The organism is Oceanobacillus sp. FSL W7-1293 (assembly GCF_037969815.1).
Classification (GTDB): Bacteria; Bacillota; Bacilli; order Bacillales; family Amphibacillaceae; genus Oceanobacillus; species Oceanobacillus oncorhynchi.
The window spans coordinates 2,658,804-2,676,248 of record NZ_CP150212.1; the positions used below are offsets into that span (position 1 = coordinate 2,658,804).

Genomic DNA, 17,445 nt, shown 5'->3' on the forward strand with positions numbered 1-17,445 from the left:
TAAATACAATATTCAAATTTGTATTTAGGATTGTTTTAAATACGGGAAGGAGCAAATTATGAGTAAAATCTCATCAAAAAGAAAAATGTCTAATGTTTTTCTTTATGCCTCTATTGTCATTGGCATTTTAGTAATACTTGGAGCAGTATTTCCAGAAGGATTTGGAAACATTGCAGGTAATTTATCAGGTTGGATTACAGAATACTTTGGCTGGTACTACATGATTCTTACAACCATCCTTGTTTTCTTTTGTATTTTTCTGATTTTCAGTCCAATTGGAACATTAAAGTTAGGAAAACCAAAAGATAAACCAGAATTCAATACCGTTTCTTGGCTTGCTATGTTATTTAGTGCCGGAATGGGAATTGGATTAGTGTTCTACGGTGCGTCGGAGCCTGTTTCGCATTATCTTGCTCCGCCAACAGCGGATCCAGAGACGAACGAAGCGATGCTTGAATCGATGCGCTCTACTTTCTTACACTATGGTTTCCATGCATGGGCGATATACGGCGTCGTAGCACTGGCACTCGCATATTCTCAATTTAGAAGAGGAGAAGTTGGACTCTTATCCAAAGCATTACGCCCAATATTCCACGATCGTGTCGACGGGCCTTTGGGCACTGTGGTGGACGTTCTTGCTGTTTTTGCAACCGTAATCGGTGTTGCCGTCTCACTTGGTGTAGGTGCTTTGCAGATCAATGGCGGTTTAAACTACTTATTCGGCGTACCTAATAACATATTTGTACAAGCAATTATTATAGCTGTGGTAACAGTACTGTTCTTAATCAGCGCGTGGAGCGGTTTAAGTAAAGGAATCCAATATTTAAGTAATGTAAATATGGTATTAGCCGGGATTCTATTTCTTATCATAATGATTGTAGGGCCAACCATTCTAATCTTAAATATGATGACGAGCGGAACCGGTGCGTACTTACAAAACTTTTTATTCAACGCTTTAGACGTTGCGCCGCTTAATGAACAGAAAAGTGAATGGATGTCTCAGTGGACGATTTATTACTGGGGCTGGTGGATGAGCTGGAGCCCGTTTGTAGGAATCTTTATCGCACGTGTTTCTAAAGGGCGTACAGTCCGCGAGTTTATTTTAGCCGTACTGCTTGTACCTACAGTAATAGGGATTTTATGGTTCAGTGTATTTGGTGTTACAGGTATTTCTATTGGCCAAAGTGCGCCGCATATTTTTGATATGCCTCCGGAGACCCAATTGTTCGGGATTTTCAATGAAATGCCGCTTGGCACCATTTTATCTATCGTTGCAGTTCTGCTTGTAGCTATATTCTTTATAACTTCAGCTGACTCAGCAACTTTCGTTTTAGGGATGCAAACGTCATTTGGTTCTTTAACTCCTGCTGGCAGAGTGAAGGTTGTTTGGGGAGTCTCCCTATCAGCTATCGCATTTATCCTTTTATTAGCGGGAGGAGAAACTGGTCTCGACGCATTGCAATCAGCTGCGATAACAGCTGCATTGCCATTTAGTATTGTAGTCATATTGCTGGTTATATCCTTCTTCAAAATTGCTAATGAAGAAAGAAAATTCCTAGGGTTAACGATAACACCGAACAAACAGCGGGTGAAAACATATCTGGAAACTTCGCCTGAGGAATATGAAAAAAAATTAGAAACGTACAGGGAAAAACAAAAAGACGATACAAAAGGGATATAAGAACGAAAAAAGTGCTGGGCATAATGCCTCAGCACTTTTTTCGTTCTTTCGCAATTACGCTGCTTGTAGAATATAACGCATTTTTATTTGTATCATTATATTACTGCTATCCTCGCTTGTAAACTGCAAATAGTATCATATCTTTATCTTATAAGATATCGTAAACGGAATATGACCCCAGGATCGTAACCTGGCATCCTAGTGCTTCCAGCTCAGCTTTGACCCCTGGAAGCAGCACATCGTCATAAGCTTGATCCACATCAATAATAAAGAAATAATTGCCTAATCCTGTTTTCGTAGGTCTGGACTCAATCTTAGATAAGTTCAATTTACGCCAAGCAAAGGCAGAAAGAATTTGATGCAGTGCTCCTGCCTGGTCACTTGGCAGCGTAATTAAAAGCGTTGTTTTATCACCCTTGGCTTCGCTTTTGATTTTAACTTTCTCCGGCTGGTGGGAAAGGATCAGGAATCGGGTATGGTTATTTGGATAATCATGAATGTTTTCTTTCATTATTTCCAAGCCATACTCTGATGCCGCTGCACGATTTCCGATAGCTGCAATGGGCTGATCAGAATCACTTACGATTTCAGCCGCTTTCCCCGTTGAGGAGGTAAAAGCAATTTTGGCATTATGTAAATTCTGATGCAAATATTGATGGCACTGAGCGATAGCATGACTGTGCGAATGTACCTCTTCTATATCGGATTCTTTTTGAACTATATCACTGCGTACCAATAAATGCTGTTGAATCGGGACAACGATTTCTCCCGCTACGGGTATCCGCACTTGATGGATCAAATAATCCACCGTCAATTGTACAGTTCCTTCAATGGCGTTTTCTAACGGAACAACTCCAATATCGATTTCTCCTTTATCTACGGCATCGATACATTCAGGGATTGTTTTGAAAGCTTCTTTATGTTCTCCGTTAAACGTTGCATCTACTGCTAATTTTGTAAATGTTCCTTTGGGACCTAAATAACCAATACTCGTCAACTTCATTTCCTCCTAAATAGAAAAATGCAAAGCACCTGTTAAACAACGTCGAGATTTGAGCCCCCAATTCATTTGGTGCGGTTCAACTTTGAACTTTGGTCTGTCTCCACCTGCAGGCTTGCCGGCTGCTAAGTTTTTCCGCCGGGGCTCATGTGTTATCTCTTCGTTTTTGGAGCTTGGAACTGAAAATTAAAATCTATTCAATAAAATCAAATTCATAATCTAACAACCGAACCGTATCACCGTCTTGTGCTCCGCGCTCACGAAGCGCTTTATCTACACCCATTCCTCTTAATTGGCGGGAAAAACGCTGAACAGCTTCATCATGTTGGAAATCAGTCATTTTAAATAATGTTTCGATTCGATGTCCATAGAGTACGTATGCACCATCCGGATCTCTTGTGATATGGAAAGGATCCTCTTCCTTCTGATAACGATAAACAACCGTTTCGTCCGCCTGTTCTATCTCTGGCTCATATTTTGGAATCTCTTCCAGCTTATCTGCCACTGCAAATAATAAATCCCTCAGGCCATCCTTTGTAACAGCTGAAATTTTATATATCGGAACTTCTTCTCCGAGGTTTTCTTTGAACCCTGCTAAATTCTCTTCTGAACCCGGCATGTCCATTTTATTGGCAGCGATGATTTGCGGTCTTGTTAAAAGCTTCTTATCATACGCCGCAAGCTCTTCATTAATCTTAATATAGTCTTCATAAGGGTCGCGACCTTCTGTCCCCGCCATATCAATCACATGTACAATAACTCTTGTACGTTCCACATGGCGCAGGAATTGATGGCCTAATCCGACACCTTGGGAGGCGCCCTCTATTAAACCGGGTAAATCGGCCATCACAAAGCTGCGCTGGTCTCCTGTGTCCACAACACCCAGGTTAGGAGCAATCGTTGTAAAATGATAAGCAGCAACCTTTGGCTTAGCCGCACTGACGACAGACAATAATGTTGACTTGCCGACACTTGGAAAACCGACCAGCCCCACATCAGCAATCAGCTTCAGCTCTACTTTAATATTACGCTCCTGCCCCGGTTCACCGTTTTCTGCCATATCGGGAGCTGGATTACGCGGACTGGCAAACCTTGTGTTACCTCTTCCTCCGCGCCCCGCTTTTGCGATAACAGCCTCTTGCTCGTGAGTTGTTAAATCGGCTATTACTTCTTCTGTATCTTCATCGATTACAGTCGTTCCGGGTGGTACTGGAATCACATAAGCAGCAGCATTTTTACCGTGCTGGGTTTTACTCATTCCGTTTTCACCGCGTTTACCTTTAAAATGACGATTGTAACGAAAGTCCATTAACGTATTTAAACCTTCATCTACCTTAAAGACGATATCCGCTCCATTACCGCCGTCTCCACCTGCAGGACCGCCTTTGGGAACATATTTCTCCCTGCGGTATGCAACAAGTCCATTACCACCGTCTCCGGCTTTCACATAGACACTTACCTGATCGACAAACATGGCTATTCACCTCTTTCTTCCTTTGCTATTTTCCAATTAAAGCTTGTTTGTTCTTTTTCATTTGTCATAGAAATCCCATATTGTTTTTCTACGCCATTCACATTTATTTTCTCAAGTACGACATCATTTATGTTCATCCCGATTTCCCAATGAGTTTCTTTTTCTTTCATATGGAGAAAGAGTTCGTGCATCTGGAACGCTTCTGCAGCCTCTGATAAAACAGCTAATAATGCTTCACAAGCAGAGAGAAGCTTCTGCCCGTCAATGGATTTTTCCATTGATTCCAGCAAATCTATACGATAGGTTAATGCAAAAGAAGGGTAGTTATCCTGAAATCGCAATACCCAGATCATAAATGCATCTGCATTCAACCGCATCAGTTTTCGTTCCTCTTCATAAAACTTGATTACATCATCTAAATTCTTTTTTGCTTTATCTGCTTTTCCCATACTCAAATAACCGGAAACAATTTGTAATCGGTTCATTAGATCATGTCGATACTTCTGGATTAAACCAACTGTCTCCTTTTCGTCCATTCCTTCACCTCATTAAAATTGAGTATAGCAGAAATCAGAGGAAATCAAAAGTCGTAAACAGCAGAATCCGGCTATACTTTAGAAATCAAAGAAGGCTGTCGAGAGATTATCTCGACAGCCTGTCTTGTTCGTTTCTTAACTATACTGTTATCCGAGCATTATGCTTCTTTAGCTACAGGATAAACACTAACTTTTTTACGATTTCTACCGAAGCGTTCGAATCTCACAACACCATCGATTTTAGCAAAAAGCGTGTCATCCCCGCCGCGGCCAACATTCTCACCTGGATAAATTTTTGTGCCGCGTTGACGATAAAGGATAGAACCGCCAGTTACAAACTGTCCATCAGCACGTTTAGATCCAAGTCGTTTTGATTCTGAATCACGACCGTTTTTTGAGCTACCTACACCTTTTTTAGATGCGAAAAATTGTAAATCAAGACGTAACATGAAAATGCACCTCCTTATGAAAATTTCAGTTCAATATGCTCCTCATAACTTTCTTCAATGGTTTCTAAAGAGACAATCATCCCTTTTACCAGCCACTGTATTTTTTCAAGTTTTTCAGAGCTTATATTCGTTGGAAGCTTTACAGCAAGATAACCGCCGTCAGCTCCCTGATCAATATCGAGGTCTGTCTCACATAGCTTCATAATTGCATTCACAGCACCAAATGTTACAGCTGAAACTCCTGCACAGACAAGATCATACCCATAAGGACCGCTCTCTGCATGTCCAGTAAGTTTAAATGCTGTAACCCGATTGTCAGATTGAAAAAACGTTACCTGAATCATTATGAACAACAGAACCTTATAAGCTGATTTTATCGATTACAAGTTTCGTATATGGTTGACGATGACCTTGTTTACGATGATAGTTTTTTTTAGGCTTGAACTTCACAACGTCAATTTTCTTTTGACGGCCATGTTTTTCAACCTTAGCTGTTACAGATGCGCCATCCACATATGGAGCACCAACCTTCACATCGTCTCCGCCGACGAATAGGACTTTCTCAAAAGTTACCGTGTCATTCACTTCACCAGTAACTTTCTCTACATAAATTTCTTGTCCCTCAGTTACTTTAACTTGCTTACCACCAGTTTCAATAATTGCGTACATTTATATGCACCTCCTCTTTAAACTCAGACTCGCCATTCAGGTACTGCCGACAGCAGTTTTAAAACCTGTTCTGCGCGGTTGTAGCACGGGTGCTACTTTGCATAACAGATAAATCTTATCATTTTACAGGTTTCATTGTCAACCTTTTTTAAAAAATACCTTTATATTCGTTCCTTTAGACGGAATGTCTTTCATATTATATAAAATAATGCTTCTTTCTGCAAGAACCTTACCTTTATACACTGCGATATATCCATTGATAAAGGGATAAATATCAATCATCTCCTGCCTTCACAGTCTGTCATTTATCTTTCTGCCATTTACTCATATATACAGCTTGTTCAACATATAATGAATCACACCACGCTATAAAGGAATGTGAGATGTATGGATAAAAACTTAAAAAGAATTCGCAAAGCCATTGAAATGCGTCAAAAAGCAAAAGGATTAAACCGAACAAACCGGAGCCAGCAAGAAGATTATCTGCAAAGTAACGCGTTACCGGAAATGGAAGAGTCTCATGGTTTTTATCCTTCTATATCCGCCAGCCATACAAATTCAGCAAGTCCTGAGAACAATTCCCGTATTACCAGCATTGCTGTGAAGGCTCTTTTGTCCGTTTCACTGTTTCTGGGGACCGCGTTCGTTACAGAAATAGACAGGCCATTTATGCAACAGCCCAAAGAGTGGCTTACTTCCACTTTAACGAATCAATTTCCTTTTGCAAAAGTAAATGCATGGTATTCTGATGCATTTGGTGCTCCCCTGTCATTCAGGCCGAGTACAGTTACAGAAGAAGTAACCAACGATGCAGGATATCTTCCAGTCAACGGCATCATTTCAGAGCATTTCCATGAAAATGGGCAAGGCATCTATATTGAACCGGAGGGAGAAGAAAATGTAGCAGCTGTCCAAGAAGGTATCGTTGTGTTTGCCGGCAACGACCGTTCCACAGAAAAAACGGTCAAAATTCAGCATGCAGATGGAACCACGACACAATATGGCTTTTTAGATTCCATCGAGGTTCATTTATATCAGCATATTGCCAATGGGCAAGTTCTGGGAACCTCAGGAATGGAAATGGAAAGCGAAAGTTCATCTGTTTTTTTCGCAATTGAGCAAGAAAACCAATATATTGATCCTGAGCAGGTGATTCTGGTTGATCAACAGCCTTAAAAATTCCGTACAGCTTATTCATCTACATCCGATTCTTTGGATATTCTTTGTAATTTCCTTTTTAACAGGTTCTTTTACTGAACTTGCTATTATATTCAGCATTGTTTTTCTTCACGAATTAGGGCACTATGTTGCTGCTTCTTCTTTTAAATGGCGAATTTCCGCTATCATTCTCTGGGCTTTCGGCGGCGTCATGAAGACAGATGAACACGGGACTCGCCCCGTCCGTGAAGAAGTAATCGTTATACTGGCAGGTCCGATGGTACAAGTTTTCATATACGGCTTCCTTTATAGCGCATTTTCCTTTGGAATGATACCAGACTATTACTACGGATTAATTCTTTATTATAATACAATCATTCTCTTATTTAACTTGCTGCCTGTTTGGCCGCTGGATGGCGGAAAACTTGTTTTCTTAGCTTTAACTACTTTCTTAACCTTTAAAAAGGCATATTATGTAACTATCATCAGCTCTTTAGTAATTTGCGCCCTGATTATTATCGCTCAGCTTCTTTTCTTTCCATTTACACTGAGCAGTTTTCTTATTTGGCTCTTTTTAATACATGAAAATCGAAAAGAATGGAAATATCGCTTTTATGTGTTTATCCGTTTTCTTTTAAAGAGATATGAGAGCGGACATTTTGTACGTGCTATCCAACCGATTTATGCATCTCCTCAAGATAGCTTTTTAGATGTATTAGCCCGGTTTCATCGTGAAAAAAAACATACTATTTATATCGAATATCCTGATAGAGAACGTATTTCTGTAGAGGATAATGAATGCTTGGATTTCTATTTTAATGAGAGGCCTTATCGAAAAACGATTGGGGAGGCTTTTACTGGCTACTGAATAAATAAGACATCCGCCACGGTATTGCCGCAGCGGATGTCTTATTTATAAGATTATTATATTTTAAAGAATGCTTTTACCTTTTGCATAAAACTCTTTTCTTCCTCAAGCGACTGCAGCGGAACGGTTTCGCCTAAAATCCTTCTGGCTATGTTACGATAGCTGATAGAGGATTTAAAATTTGGATGCAGCGCAATGGGTTCTCCTTTATTAGAAGCTTTAATCATTTCTTCACTATCCGCTACAATCCCGATTAGATCAATTGCTAACAGTTGAACAATATCGTCCACATCGAGCATATCGCCATTCTGCATCATATGATTACGGATCCGATTAATGACGAGTCTCGGCGGTTCAATCATATCCTCTTTTTCAATCAATCCGATAATCCGATCCGCATCGCGTACACTGGAATTTTCAGGTGTTGTGACTACAATCGCTCTGTCCGCTCCGGCAATGGCGTTTTGAAAACCTTGTTCAATCCCTGCCGGACAATCAATAATGATATAATCGTATTCTTGCTTTAATTCTGTCACGATCTCTTTCATTCCCTCTGTGGTGACAGAGGACTTATCGCTTGTCTGTGCGGCAGGAAGTAAAGAAAGGTAATCAAAACGCTTATCTTTGATTAAAGCCTGCTGCAGCTTGCAGCGTCCTTGAATAACGTCAACAATATCATAAATAATCCGATTTTCCAGCCCCATAATTACATCGAGATTACGAAGGCCGATATCTGTATCAATTAAACAAACTTTTTTGTCCATTAAAGCTAAAGATGTCCCAATATTTGCAGTTGTCGTTGTTTTACCAACTCCACCTTTCCCGGATGTAATTACAATCGCTTCACCCATTATTCATTCTCCTCTCAAATGCGCTAATCACCTTTCTCTGTTTAGAAAGTATTTTGATAGAATCAATTACAATCTTGTTCTGATCCGGATCAATGATTCCGCATTCCATGTATACTCCATCTGCTTCATAATCAGGTGCCCGACTGATATATTCTGCAATTCGAAGCTGTGCCGGTTTCATATAAGAAGCAGCTATAAAAGCCTCTTGGTCCCCTTCTGTGCCAGCATGTGCAATTCCTAATAAGTTCCCCATGATATAGATGTTTCCTCTGGCTCTTACTCTGCCTCCAGGGTTCACATCACCAATCAGCAGCAAATCGCCTTCTGTTTCAAGAACTTGTCCAGATCGGACAATCTGGTTAACTACTTTTAATTTACTCTGATCCAGCCAAGTTTTTGCATCTTTGATCGGTATAACTTCGGATTCCATTGCTTCAATCTGGAAACGATTCTTCTCTTCAATAATTTCCTTTAATTGATTGCGCTGTTCCTCGGTTAAATAACGGTGTCCTAATTTTACTTTTACAGAAACTACAGGCTCCTCTTTTTTCGGGCTGCTTTCATCAAGCTTTTTGATTAAATCTTGGACAATTTCTTCAAAAGAAGAATTTTCATCTATAAATAAAATCAAACCATCTCTTGTCCCTTTGATCGTGATGGTCGGTTTGGTTTCTTGCACGATTTATTCACCTCTTTTTTCTACAGTCAGCATAAACGCAGATTACTGACTGAGCAGAGTCCGCCGCTCTTTCATAAATATACGTTTGAACAGATTTATTTCAAACGGTCAGATCAGGTTAATTCTCTTCCCCATTTCCGCATTGGTTTTATTATTAGCGGGTAGATTAATACCAGGAATAAAAGATTCAAAAGAATGGTAGGCACTAATCGATTCAATAAGTATACTTCTATCGGCATATCTGCTAACCCAATCACAGTGAAAACCGTATAGACACTTACATCAGCCAGAGCTATTCCAAAAGCAGAAAGGATTAACAGCACATAAAAGTTACCTTGCAGCATTTTCTTTAAACCGCGGACAATGTAAATTACCAGTGCATAAGAAAACATATAAACACCCAAAATACCTGTATACACAATATCAAAAAGCAATCCAAAAATAAGTGCATATAAAACAGCATAATAAGTATCATTACGGTCGTAGAATATGGCAATGTAAATGAGCATAATAAACAGCCAGTGCGGCACAATCATATATGTACCCATTAATAACTGGTGAGGTAAAAGCTCTAAAGCCACGCCGCTGAGTACCATGACGATGAATAGAATCAAAGGGAATATCACACGTCTAGTCAAGACTCGTCATCCCCTTCTGCTTCATCCTCTTCCGGCTGATCAATAGAACGATTCACAACAATGACATTACGAATATCAAATAAATCCGCTGCCGGTTCAACCATTGCGATTCTGGTTAATCCATATTGGTCAGCAACCACTTCACTTACTTCACCAATGGTTATACCTGCCGGAAACTCTCCGCCAAGTTCTGAGGAATACACGGTATCTCCTTCCTCAATATCTGTATCCGATTCTTCAATAATCCGGAATAAAAGCATCTCTGACTCTTCGTCGAATCCTTCTATCATTCCAAAAATATCACTGTCATCTTCTCTTAATACAGTTGCAGAAACACGGTTAAACTCGTCAAAACCTGTCAGTAATTGTACAGTGGCCGTGCCCCCTGATGTATGAAGCACTTTTCCAATCATTCCTTCAGCTGTACGCACAACCATATTTTCCTGTACCCCATCATTCTCTCCGCGATTAATGGTTACCTGATTCACCCATTGCTCCGGCGAACGGGCAATCACTGTTGCATAGATTGGTTCATAATCCCGTGCTGTTTCCGTCATATCAATTATGGAACGCAGTTCTTCATTTTCTTCTTCCAGATTTTGCAAATCATACGCTACACTTTTTTGTTGAGACAGCTGCTCCCTTAATACTTGATTTTCTTCATATGTTGTCTTGAAATCACTGATATTGGAAGCAATATCAGTGACAAACGTTACTGGGGCCTGTGCTACATTTTGCACCCACCCTACAGCATCACTGACAATCTTTTCGCCAACGTTTAAATGTCCTCGATTGTTTAGAGAATATCCTATTAACACCACTAGTACAATAAATCCAATAAGGATTATAAATAATTTCTTGCTTCGAAAAAAATTCATACAAACACCTACTTATTAATTTAACGCGCGTGAAGACACACTCGGAGCTGAACGGAATTGTTCGATGTAATCAAGTGATTTTCCAGTTCCAATTGCCACGCTTTCCAATGGTTCATCTGTAACAAATACAGGAATTTTCGTTTCATCACTAATGACTTTATCCAGATTTTCTAACAGAGCACCGCCTCCAGATAAGACGATTCCTCTATCCATGATATCAGCAGATAATTCTGGCGGCGTTTTTTCCAATGTTGTTTTGACAGCATTGACAATTGCATCAATATTATCATCCAAAGCTCCAGAAATTTCTTCCGATGTAACTGTAATTGTTTTTGGCAATCCCGTCAACAAATCACGCCCTCTAATATCCCGTTCTTCTCCAACAATGCCTTTTTTCGCTGCTGCTATATCCATTTTAATCGATTCAGCAGATCTTTCTCCAATCATTAGGTTATATTTTTTTCTTATGTAAGAGATAATCGCTTCATCCATATCATCTCCTGCAATTCGAATGGAGCTGCTCGTTACAATTCCTCCCAAAGAAATAACAGCAATTTCCGTTGTTCCTCCGCCAATATCAACAATCATACTTCCTGTCGGCTCCCAGACTGGCAAGCCTGCTCCAATTGCCGCAGCAAACGGCTCTGCGATCGGATAGGCTTCTTTCGCACCGGCCTGCTTGGTAGCATCAATAACTGCCCTTTCCTCCACCATGGTAATCCCAGATGGAACACAGATCATCACATTAGGCTTCTTGGCAAAAAGAGAACGTTTCTTCATTGCTTTTTTCATATAGTAATTCATCATGATGGAAGTGGTATCGTAATCTGCAATTACCCCGTCCTTCATCGGTCGGACAACGGAAATATTTCCGGGTGTACGTCCGATCATCATTCTTGCATCACTTCCAACGGCCTCGACGGCGCCAGTCTCCAAATTTTTAGCTACAACAGAAGGCTCCCGGACAATAACTCCTTTACCTTTTACATAAACCAATGTATTTGCTGTTCCTAAATCAATTCCTAAATCCTGTGAAAAATTAAATATCCCCATAAATTTCATCCTTTCCGTCCTTACATCACGTATTAATTTTTAGCTGTTCCTCTATTATGGATAACCAACCGTAAAACTGCCCCGGAAGGCAATTTCGTTTTATATCAGCACTATAGAATGTATTCCTTTCGCAATAAAGCTTCTTTTGCAGGGATTAAAAAAACGCCCCGCAGAATGAAGTGACACTTTCTACAATTCTAAGAAGCGCCACTTTTATATTTTCCGAAAAATGGCGCTGAAAATTAATTCCAAATATAATTATACGAAAAAAACGCTAAAATAGATAGTATTTATAAGTATCCTTTTTGTTTTAATGAAACAAAACACTCATTCCCAATAACTAAATGATCAATAACCTTTATTCCGATGATATCTCCAGATTCGACAAGACGCTTTGTAACAAGAATATCTTCCTGTGAGGGGGTTGGATCTCCGGAGGGGTGATTATGGCAAACTAGTATGGAGGCAGCTGACCGTTTTACAGCTTCTCGGAACAGCTCACGGGGGTGGACGATAGAAGCATTTAACGAACCGATAAAGATAGTCTGCCGGTGAATGATTTGATTTTTAGTATTTAGAAAAAGCGCTACAAAATGCTCCTGCGATAAATTACGCATCTCTTCCATAACGTAATTCGCGCCGTCTTCTGGAGAGCGGATTACATAGGCATCTACCGGCTTATAGCTGCTGATTCGCTTTCCAAGCTCAATGGCAGCCAGTATATTTAAACTTTTTGCCGTTCCAATCCCTTTAATCGCTGTCAATTCTTCCACAGTGGCATCTCGCAGCAGCTTTATCCCTTCAAAATGCATCAAAATACGGTCTGCAAGTAATTGAACCGGTTCATTTTTAGAACCGCTGCCGATTAAAATAGAAAGTATTTCCTGGTTGCTCAATTTATCTGCCCCATATTTTAGCAAGCGCTCTCTCGGTCTGTCTTCTGTCGGCAAATCTCGTATAAAAATTGGTTTTCCCACGGGTATCCCGCCTTTCGTTTATTTATCGCAGTCTCCGTCCGATGACGTCGCGAACTTAGCCTTTTCCCTTCTTCGGCAGAGGTAAAAAAACCGCTGAAGAAAGTTTCACTTTACATCATAGCGATACCGTTCTTTTCCGACAACCTGGCAAATATCCGTTTCCAATATAATTTATCTCACTATAATTGCTGTTTTCCAATAAGAAACGGCTGTTTTGTTAACTTATTACTATTGTAAAAATAAATTTTATATAAAATTACCAGTTCATTAAGAAAAACCATTAGAAAGCTGGATTGATATGCCAGCTTTCTAATGGTTTTTCAACATCTGCTCCCTATAATTCGTCATAGATTTTCATCCAGGTCAACAATTGATAAGAAGAAGGCTCTCCTTGCATTTCGGTTAAGCTGCTTAATAATTCATCAATCGCCACAGTCTCTGCAGGAGCCTTGTCCACTAGAGCAGCTATCTCTTCCTCAGCAATCGGCTGATTGGACTCTGTCTGCTGGAGCTGCTCCTCAAAAAAAGTTTGAAACGCTGTGATCCATTCACTTTCTGCTTCGGTCATTTCTATTTCCTTTGTCTGCGTTCCCCATGCCTTCACATAAAGCTCTGCCTGATTATCGGAAAGGGATGCAGCAAGAGCCTGTGCAGCATCCTCTGATGATGCAACTCCTGCCATTAGATAAAACTCTCCATCCCTGTCAAAAAATACAGATGGAATATTTAAATTCGTCAAGCTGGCGATTAATGGGTCAGCATTTTCTTGTTCTGAAAAAACACCTGCTTGAAGGATATAGGTTTCTAACGAAGCGAGTGTAACAGCAATAACATCTGGACTGGCTTCTTCCTTTTCTGCCGGCGTTACCGCTGGGGTTGTTTGGGATGGATTTTCAGCACTTGTCGGTGTATCAACCTGCAGAAACATCCGGAAAATAAAAAAACCAATCAAGGTGCCGACAAGCACAGCACTACCTCCACTAATCAGGATTGTTTTCCATACCGAATTTCTTTTTAATTTCCCCTTATTCGTGCTTTTGACAGCTGTCAGCGTGGTGATGTCTGTTTCTTCCGGTTCGTTCTCCAGCGTTGCTGCCGATGCTCTTTCTGCACTATCTTCTTTGGAGGATGTGTGGACTTTGTATGTCCAAGTACCTTTCGTATCTTTTATTCTATGCAGTTTATGTTTTGTCATTCATCCAGCCCTCCAGTGCCAGTTTTGTTTTACTCTAGCACAGCCCTTGTAAAAAGTAAGGCGAATCATGACGCTATCTATTATAATCGTTCTACAATTTTCTTGATAACCCCTCCCTATTCAGACGCTTCAAGTGTCTTCACAAAAGAACGGATATAATCAACAAAATGAAAGGAACCTGTTATCAGGATCGGTGCCATTGACGTTTTTATTTTTTCTTTCATCCATGCCTGCCAGTCCTCGACCTGTTCTCCCTTATCTTGCAGCGGATAATCGGTTAAGGCAGCTGCCCGGGGATGGTCAAACGATGTTATATATAAGTTTGGAAAGACATCTGCCAGCAGACGTTGCATTTCTTCTATATCTTTATCTTTAAAAGCTGCAAACAGTACATGTACTTTTCTTCTTGGATAAATAGCTCTCACAGTTTTAATAAAAGCTCTTACTCCTGCTTCGTTATGAGCACCATCTACTAGAATAAACGGATTATCATGAATCTTTTCCATTCTGCCGGCGATGGTCACTTTTTGAATTGCTTCGATGGACGTGTGCATATCCAGATGACCGAATCGATTTTTTAACACTTTTAACGCCTGTATCGCTACGGAAGCATTATGATGCTGATGTAACCCAATTGTCCGAAGCTTTACTCGATAACGCGAGCCAAGGTTTTTCCATTCAAATTCATCAATCTGAATATTTTCCATCGTAAAGTCCATCCCAAAACGATATAATACTGCTCTATTTTTATTTGCTTCATTAACAATTGGAGTGAGCGCCTCTCCTTCTACCCCTGTTATAATCGGAGTATGAGGTTTTATAATTCCAGCTTTATGCGCTGCGATTTCCACAAGTGTATCTCCCAAAAAAGCAGTATGGTCCTTGGAAACCGTGGTAATAATGGATAAAACTGGTTGTATCACATTGGTAGTATCGTCTCTTCCGCCCATACCAGCTTCAATAATAGCTATATCAACATTTCTGGAGAAATATAAAAATGCCATTGCTGTCATAATTTCAAAATGGCTTGGCGGCTTGCCTTCTTGATCCATTTGTTCAATGATTGGATTTATTTCTTCAAATAGTTCGGCGAATACATCTTCTGAAATAAATTCCCCATTGTAGAGAATAAATCCGGTCAAACCATTTAAACTTGGTGATGTAAAGGTTCCAATCCGATAACGATTTGCTCTTAAAGCAGCCTGCAAAAAAGCTCCTGTGGATCCTTTTCCGTTTGTACCGGCAATGTGGACCGAAGTAAACTTCTTCTCCGGATGATCTAAAGCTTCTAATAATGCTTCTATCCGGTCTAGCCCCGGCTGTACGCCAAGCTGCTGACGTTTTTCAAAAAAATCATGGATGTTCGTACGCATCTTTCTTTCCTCCTTTGTCTATTTCATCGTATACTAATTATCACAGCATAAGCGTCCGTGCTTTTCCCTGCTATATTACATACAGCTAAAACTTTTTGTATACAGGGAGGTGGCCGCTTCATCTCCTCAGTGACTTCCCTAAGGTTATCAGGGAAAATTGACCAATAGCTAAATTTTTACCCTCTAGCAGAAAGGATGTACGATTTTGAATTATACTGGCTGGATTATTATTAATGGAAGTATCGCAACGGATAAATTTCTCGATTATGCAACTATGATTGAAGAAGCCGCTGCAAAACAAAAAATGAAAACCATTTGTTTAAAAAACGATGCGGTTTTAACTTTATTATGCCCGAAAAATGGAACGGTGTCACCTATACCAAACCATAATAAACTGCCTGATTTTGCTTTTTTTATCGACAAGGATATTTATCTGGCAAGACAGCTGGAGCAGCTGGGGGTTCGTGTCTTTAATAGTTCACATGCTATCGAAATCAGCGACGATAAAATCTACACTTATCAAATGCTCATGAGAAATCAGCTTCCTATTCCGGAAACGATTATTGCTCCTAAAAAATATCATGCAGGTGATCTGCCGTCCGACTATATCCAGGAAATAATCGATCATTTTGGTTTTCCGCTGATTGTGAAAGAAGCATATGGCTCCTTTGGTGAACAGGTTCATTTAATCGACAACCAACAGGGCTTAACAAATATTATCTCGAATATTGGCGAGCGCCCCTTCGTATTTCAGCGTTATATAGAGGAAAGCAGAGGCCGGGATATCCGCGTTCAGGTAGTTGGTGACAAAGCGATAACTGCTGTGGAACGGCAAAACGACGTAGATTTTCGGGCAAACGTAACTAATGGAGGCAAAATGCTGCCCTTTCCCCTTAATGAGAATACAGAAAAGCTGGCTGTAGCAGCAGCAAAAGCTATTGGAGCTGATTTTGCCGGCGTCGATTTATTATTTGGCCGAGACAGTGAACTGCTGATTTGTGAAATAAATGCGAACGCACATATCCGCAATCTATATGAGTGTACGGGCGTTAACGCCGCTGATTATATGATAACTTATATAAAAAAGGAGCTTTCCCGATGAATGGATGGCTCATATATACGAAAGCAGATTCAATAAGAAATAAAAGCTATATCGACTGGTTTATAGATGAAGCTAAAAAGCAGTCCATCCATCTCACGTTATTGGTCAGGGAAGATCTATCGATTGGCATAGACCAAAATAAACAGGTTATCTATGCAAATGGAGAAGAAATCTGTGCAGATTTCGCAGTCGTCCGGACAATGGAGCCTCTTCTCAATAAACAATTAGAGTTAATGGGAATTACCGTATTTAATCACTCTATAATCTCAGAAACATTTAATCATAAAGCATATGGCTATCTCGCTATCCAGCAACTAGGTATTCCTGTTCCGGAAACCTATTTTTTTCCCGGAAAAATGGATCCACCCTCCTTGCCGTTTGATTTTCCTTTTGTTGCCAAAACAGCTAATGGAAAAGGAGGAAAGCAGGTTGCGATGCTTCATAGCCAAAAAGAATGGGAAGCATATCGTCAAAGCTTAACGGAAGATTATGTGTTACAGTCTTCCCAGCATATTCAGCCGGGCAAGGATTTACGCGTGTTCGTGATTGGTACAAGGATTATAGCAGCTGTTTTGCGTGAGAATTCAAATGATTTTCGCGCAAATTACTCTCTTGGCGGAACAGCATCTCTGTATACGTTAAATGAAACAGAAAAAAATATCGTTCAAACAATTATAAATGCTTATGATTTTGGGCTTGCCGGTATTGATTTTATGTTCACGGAAAATGGAGAATTTATATTTAATGAAATTGAAGATGCCGTCGGTTCGCGTACGCTGAGCAAGCTCAGCGATATCAATATATTAGAAGAATATGTAACGTATATAAAAGAAAAAATGCTATGAGAATTTGTCTCATAGCATT

General features: G+C 40.1%; 19 protein-coding genes and 1 other annotated feature. Of the genes, 5 read left to right on the forward strand and 14 right to left on the reverse strand.

The genetic code is table 11. From position 1 onward, the window contains the following. The first annotated feature begins 58 nt into the window (after positions 1-58). Entirely contained in the window at positions 59-1,681 is a 1,623-nt protein-coding gene (locus MKY65_RS13075) for a BCCT family transporter (RefSeq protein ID WP_339177475.1), read from the forward strand. A 148-nt stretch (positions 1,682-1,829) separates the two neighbouring features. Here the strand turns inward: MKY65_RS13075 and pheA are convergent, their stop codons facing one another. The 6 genes from pheA to rplU all read right to left on the reverse strand — a co-directional run bounded on the left by pheA (position 1,830) and on the right by rplU (position 5,809). Continuing rightward, positions 1,830-2,684 (reverse strand): prephenate dehydratase, encoded by an 855-nt coding sequence (gene pheA / locus MKY65_RS13080; protein ID WP_339177478.1) that lies wholly within the window; start codon positions 2,682-2,684, stop codon positions 1,830-1,832. Between the two features lie 190 nt (positions 2,685-2,874). Next, positions 2,875-4,155, reverse strand: coding sequence for a GTPase ObgE (gene obgE, locus MKY65_RS13085; protein ID WP_339177480.1), 1,281 nt, complete (start codon positions 4,153-4,155; stop codon positions 2,875-2,877). Positions 4,156-4,157: 2 nt separating this feature from the next. Then, positions 4,158-4,691 (reverse strand): Spo0B domain-containing protein, encoded by a 534-nt coding sequence (locus MKY65_RS13090; RefSeq protein ID WP_193062306.1) that lies wholly within the window; start codon positions 4,689-4,691, stop codon positions 4,158-4,160. 158 nt (positions 4,692-4,849) lie between these two features. Beyond that, positions 4,850-5,140 (reverse strand): 50S ribosomal protein L27, encoded by a 291-nt coding sequence (gene rpmA / locus MKY65_RS13095; RefSeq protein ID WP_339177482.1) that lies wholly within the window; start codon positions 5,138-5,140, stop codon positions 4,850-4,852. A gap of 14 nt (positions 5,141-5,154) precedes the next feature. Then, positions 5,155-5,484 (reverse strand): ribosomal-processing cysteine protease Prp, encoded by a 330-nt coding sequence (locus MKY65_RS13100; RefSeq protein WP_339177484.1) that lies wholly within the window; start codon positions 5,482-5,484, stop codon positions 5,155-5,157. A 16-nt stretch (positions 5,485-5,500) separates the two neighbouring features. Continuing rightward, positions 5,501-5,809, reverse strand: coding sequence for a 50S ribosomal protein L21 (rplU, locus tag MKY65_RS13105; protein WP_042534385.1), 309 nt, complete (start codon positions 5,807-5,809; stop codon positions 5,501-5,503). 15 nt (positions 5,810-5,824) lie between these two features. Then, positions 5,825-5,899 (reverse strand) — a sequence feature (ribosomal protein L21 leader region). A gap of 297 nt (positions 5,900-6,196) precedes the next feature. Here rplU and MKY65_RS13110 point away from each other — a divergent pair. Together MKY65_RS13110 and MKY65_RS13115 are read left to right on the forward strand one after the other, a co-directional pair. Continuing rightward, positions 6,197-6,985: a M23 family metallopeptidase gene (locus MKY65_RS13110; RefSeq protein WP_193062311.1), complete on the forward strand. Its 789-nt coding sequence runs from the start codon at positions 6,197-6,199 to the stop codon at positions 6,983-6,985. After that, positions 6,969-7,835, forward strand: coding sequence for a M50 family metallopeptidase (locus tag MKY65_RS13115; RefSeq protein ID WP_339177488.1), 867 nt, complete (start codon positions 6,969-6,971; stop codon positions 7,833-7,835). The genes MKY65_RS13110 and MKY65_RS13115 overlap by 17 nt, the downstream gene beginning before the upstream one ends. Positions 7,836-7,891: 56 nt before the next feature. On the opposite strand, the gene minD is transcribed toward MKY65_RS13115, so the two are convergent. From minD to MKY65_RS13155, 8 genes are all read right to left on the reverse strand, one after another. Further along, entirely contained in the window at positions 7,892-8,686 is a 795-nt protein-coding gene (gene minD / locus MKY65_RS13120) for a septum site-determining protein MinD (protein WP_042534389.1), read from the reverse strand. Then, on the reverse strand, positions 8,679-9,365 hold the full coding sequence (minC, locus tag MKY65_RS13125) for a septum site-determining protein MinC (RefSeq protein WP_339177493.1): 687 nt from the start codon (positions 9,363-9,365) through the stop codon (positions 8,679-8,681). The genes minD and minC overlap by 8 nt, the downstream gene beginning before the upstream one ends. A gap of 113 nt (positions 9,366-9,478) precedes the next feature. Continuing rightward, complete coding sequence (gene mreD, locus MKY65_RS13130) at positions 9,479-10,003, reverse strand: rod shape-determining protein MreD (RefSeq protein WP_339177494.1); 525 nt, start codon at positions 10,001-10,003, stop codon at positions 9,479-9,481. Next, on the reverse strand, positions 10,000-10,881 hold the full coding sequence (gene mreC, locus MKY65_RS13135; RefSeq protein ID WP_339177495.1) for a rod shape-determining protein MreC: 882 nt from the start codon (positions 10,879-10,881) through the stop codon (positions 10,000-10,002). Before mreC ends, mreD begins: the two co-directional genes overlap by 4 nt. A 15-nt stretch (positions 10,882-10,896) precedes the next feature. Further along, positions 10,897-11,934: a rod shape-determining protein gene (locus MKY65_RS13140; RefSeq protein ID WP_339177496.1), complete on the reverse strand. Its 1,038-nt coding sequence runs from the start codon at positions 11,932-11,934 to the stop codon at positions 10,897-10,899. Between the two features lie 290 nt (positions 11,935-12,224). Beyond that, on the reverse strand, positions 12,225-12,911 hold the full coding sequence (gene radC, locus MKY65_RS13145; protein ID WP_339177498.1) for a DNA repair protein RadC: 687 nt from the start codon (positions 12,909-12,911) through the stop codon (positions 12,225-12,227). 334 nt (positions 12,912-13,245) lie between these two features. Beyond that, a complete protein-coding gene (locus MKY65_RS13150) occupies positions 13,246-14,106 on the reverse strand; it encodes an SPOR domain-containing protein (protein ID WP_339177500.1) in 861 nt (286 codons plus the stop codon). A 116-nt stretch (positions 14,107-14,222) separates the two neighbouring features. Then, the gene (locus tag MKY65_RS13155) at positions 14,223-15,479 is read right to left on the reverse strand and encodes a folylpolyglutamate synthase/dihydrofolate synthase family protein (RefSeq protein ID WP_339177501.1); all 1,257 of its coding nucleotides are present in this window, start codon (positions 15,477-15,479) and stop codon (positions 14,223-14,225) included. Between the two features lie 205 nt (positions 15,480-15,684). On the opposite strand from MKY65_RS13155, the gene MKY65_RS13160 reads away from it, so the two are divergent. Together MKY65_RS13160 and MKY65_RS13165 are read left to right on the forward strand one after the other, a co-directional pair. Beyond that, a complete protein-coding gene (locus tag MKY65_RS13160; RefSeq protein ID WP_339177502.1) occupies positions 15,685-16,581 on the forward strand; it encodes a RimK family alpha-L-glutamate ligase in 897 nt (298 codons plus the stop codon). Further along, positions 16,578-17,426, forward strand: coding sequence for a hypothetical protein (locus tag MKY65_RS13165; RefSeq protein ID WP_339177503.1), 849 nt, complete (start codon positions 16,578-16,580; stop codon positions 17,424-17,426). Before MKY65_RS13160 ends, MKY65_RS13165 begins: the two co-directional genes overlap by 4 nt. Positions 17,427-17,445: the final 19 nt, after the last annotated feature.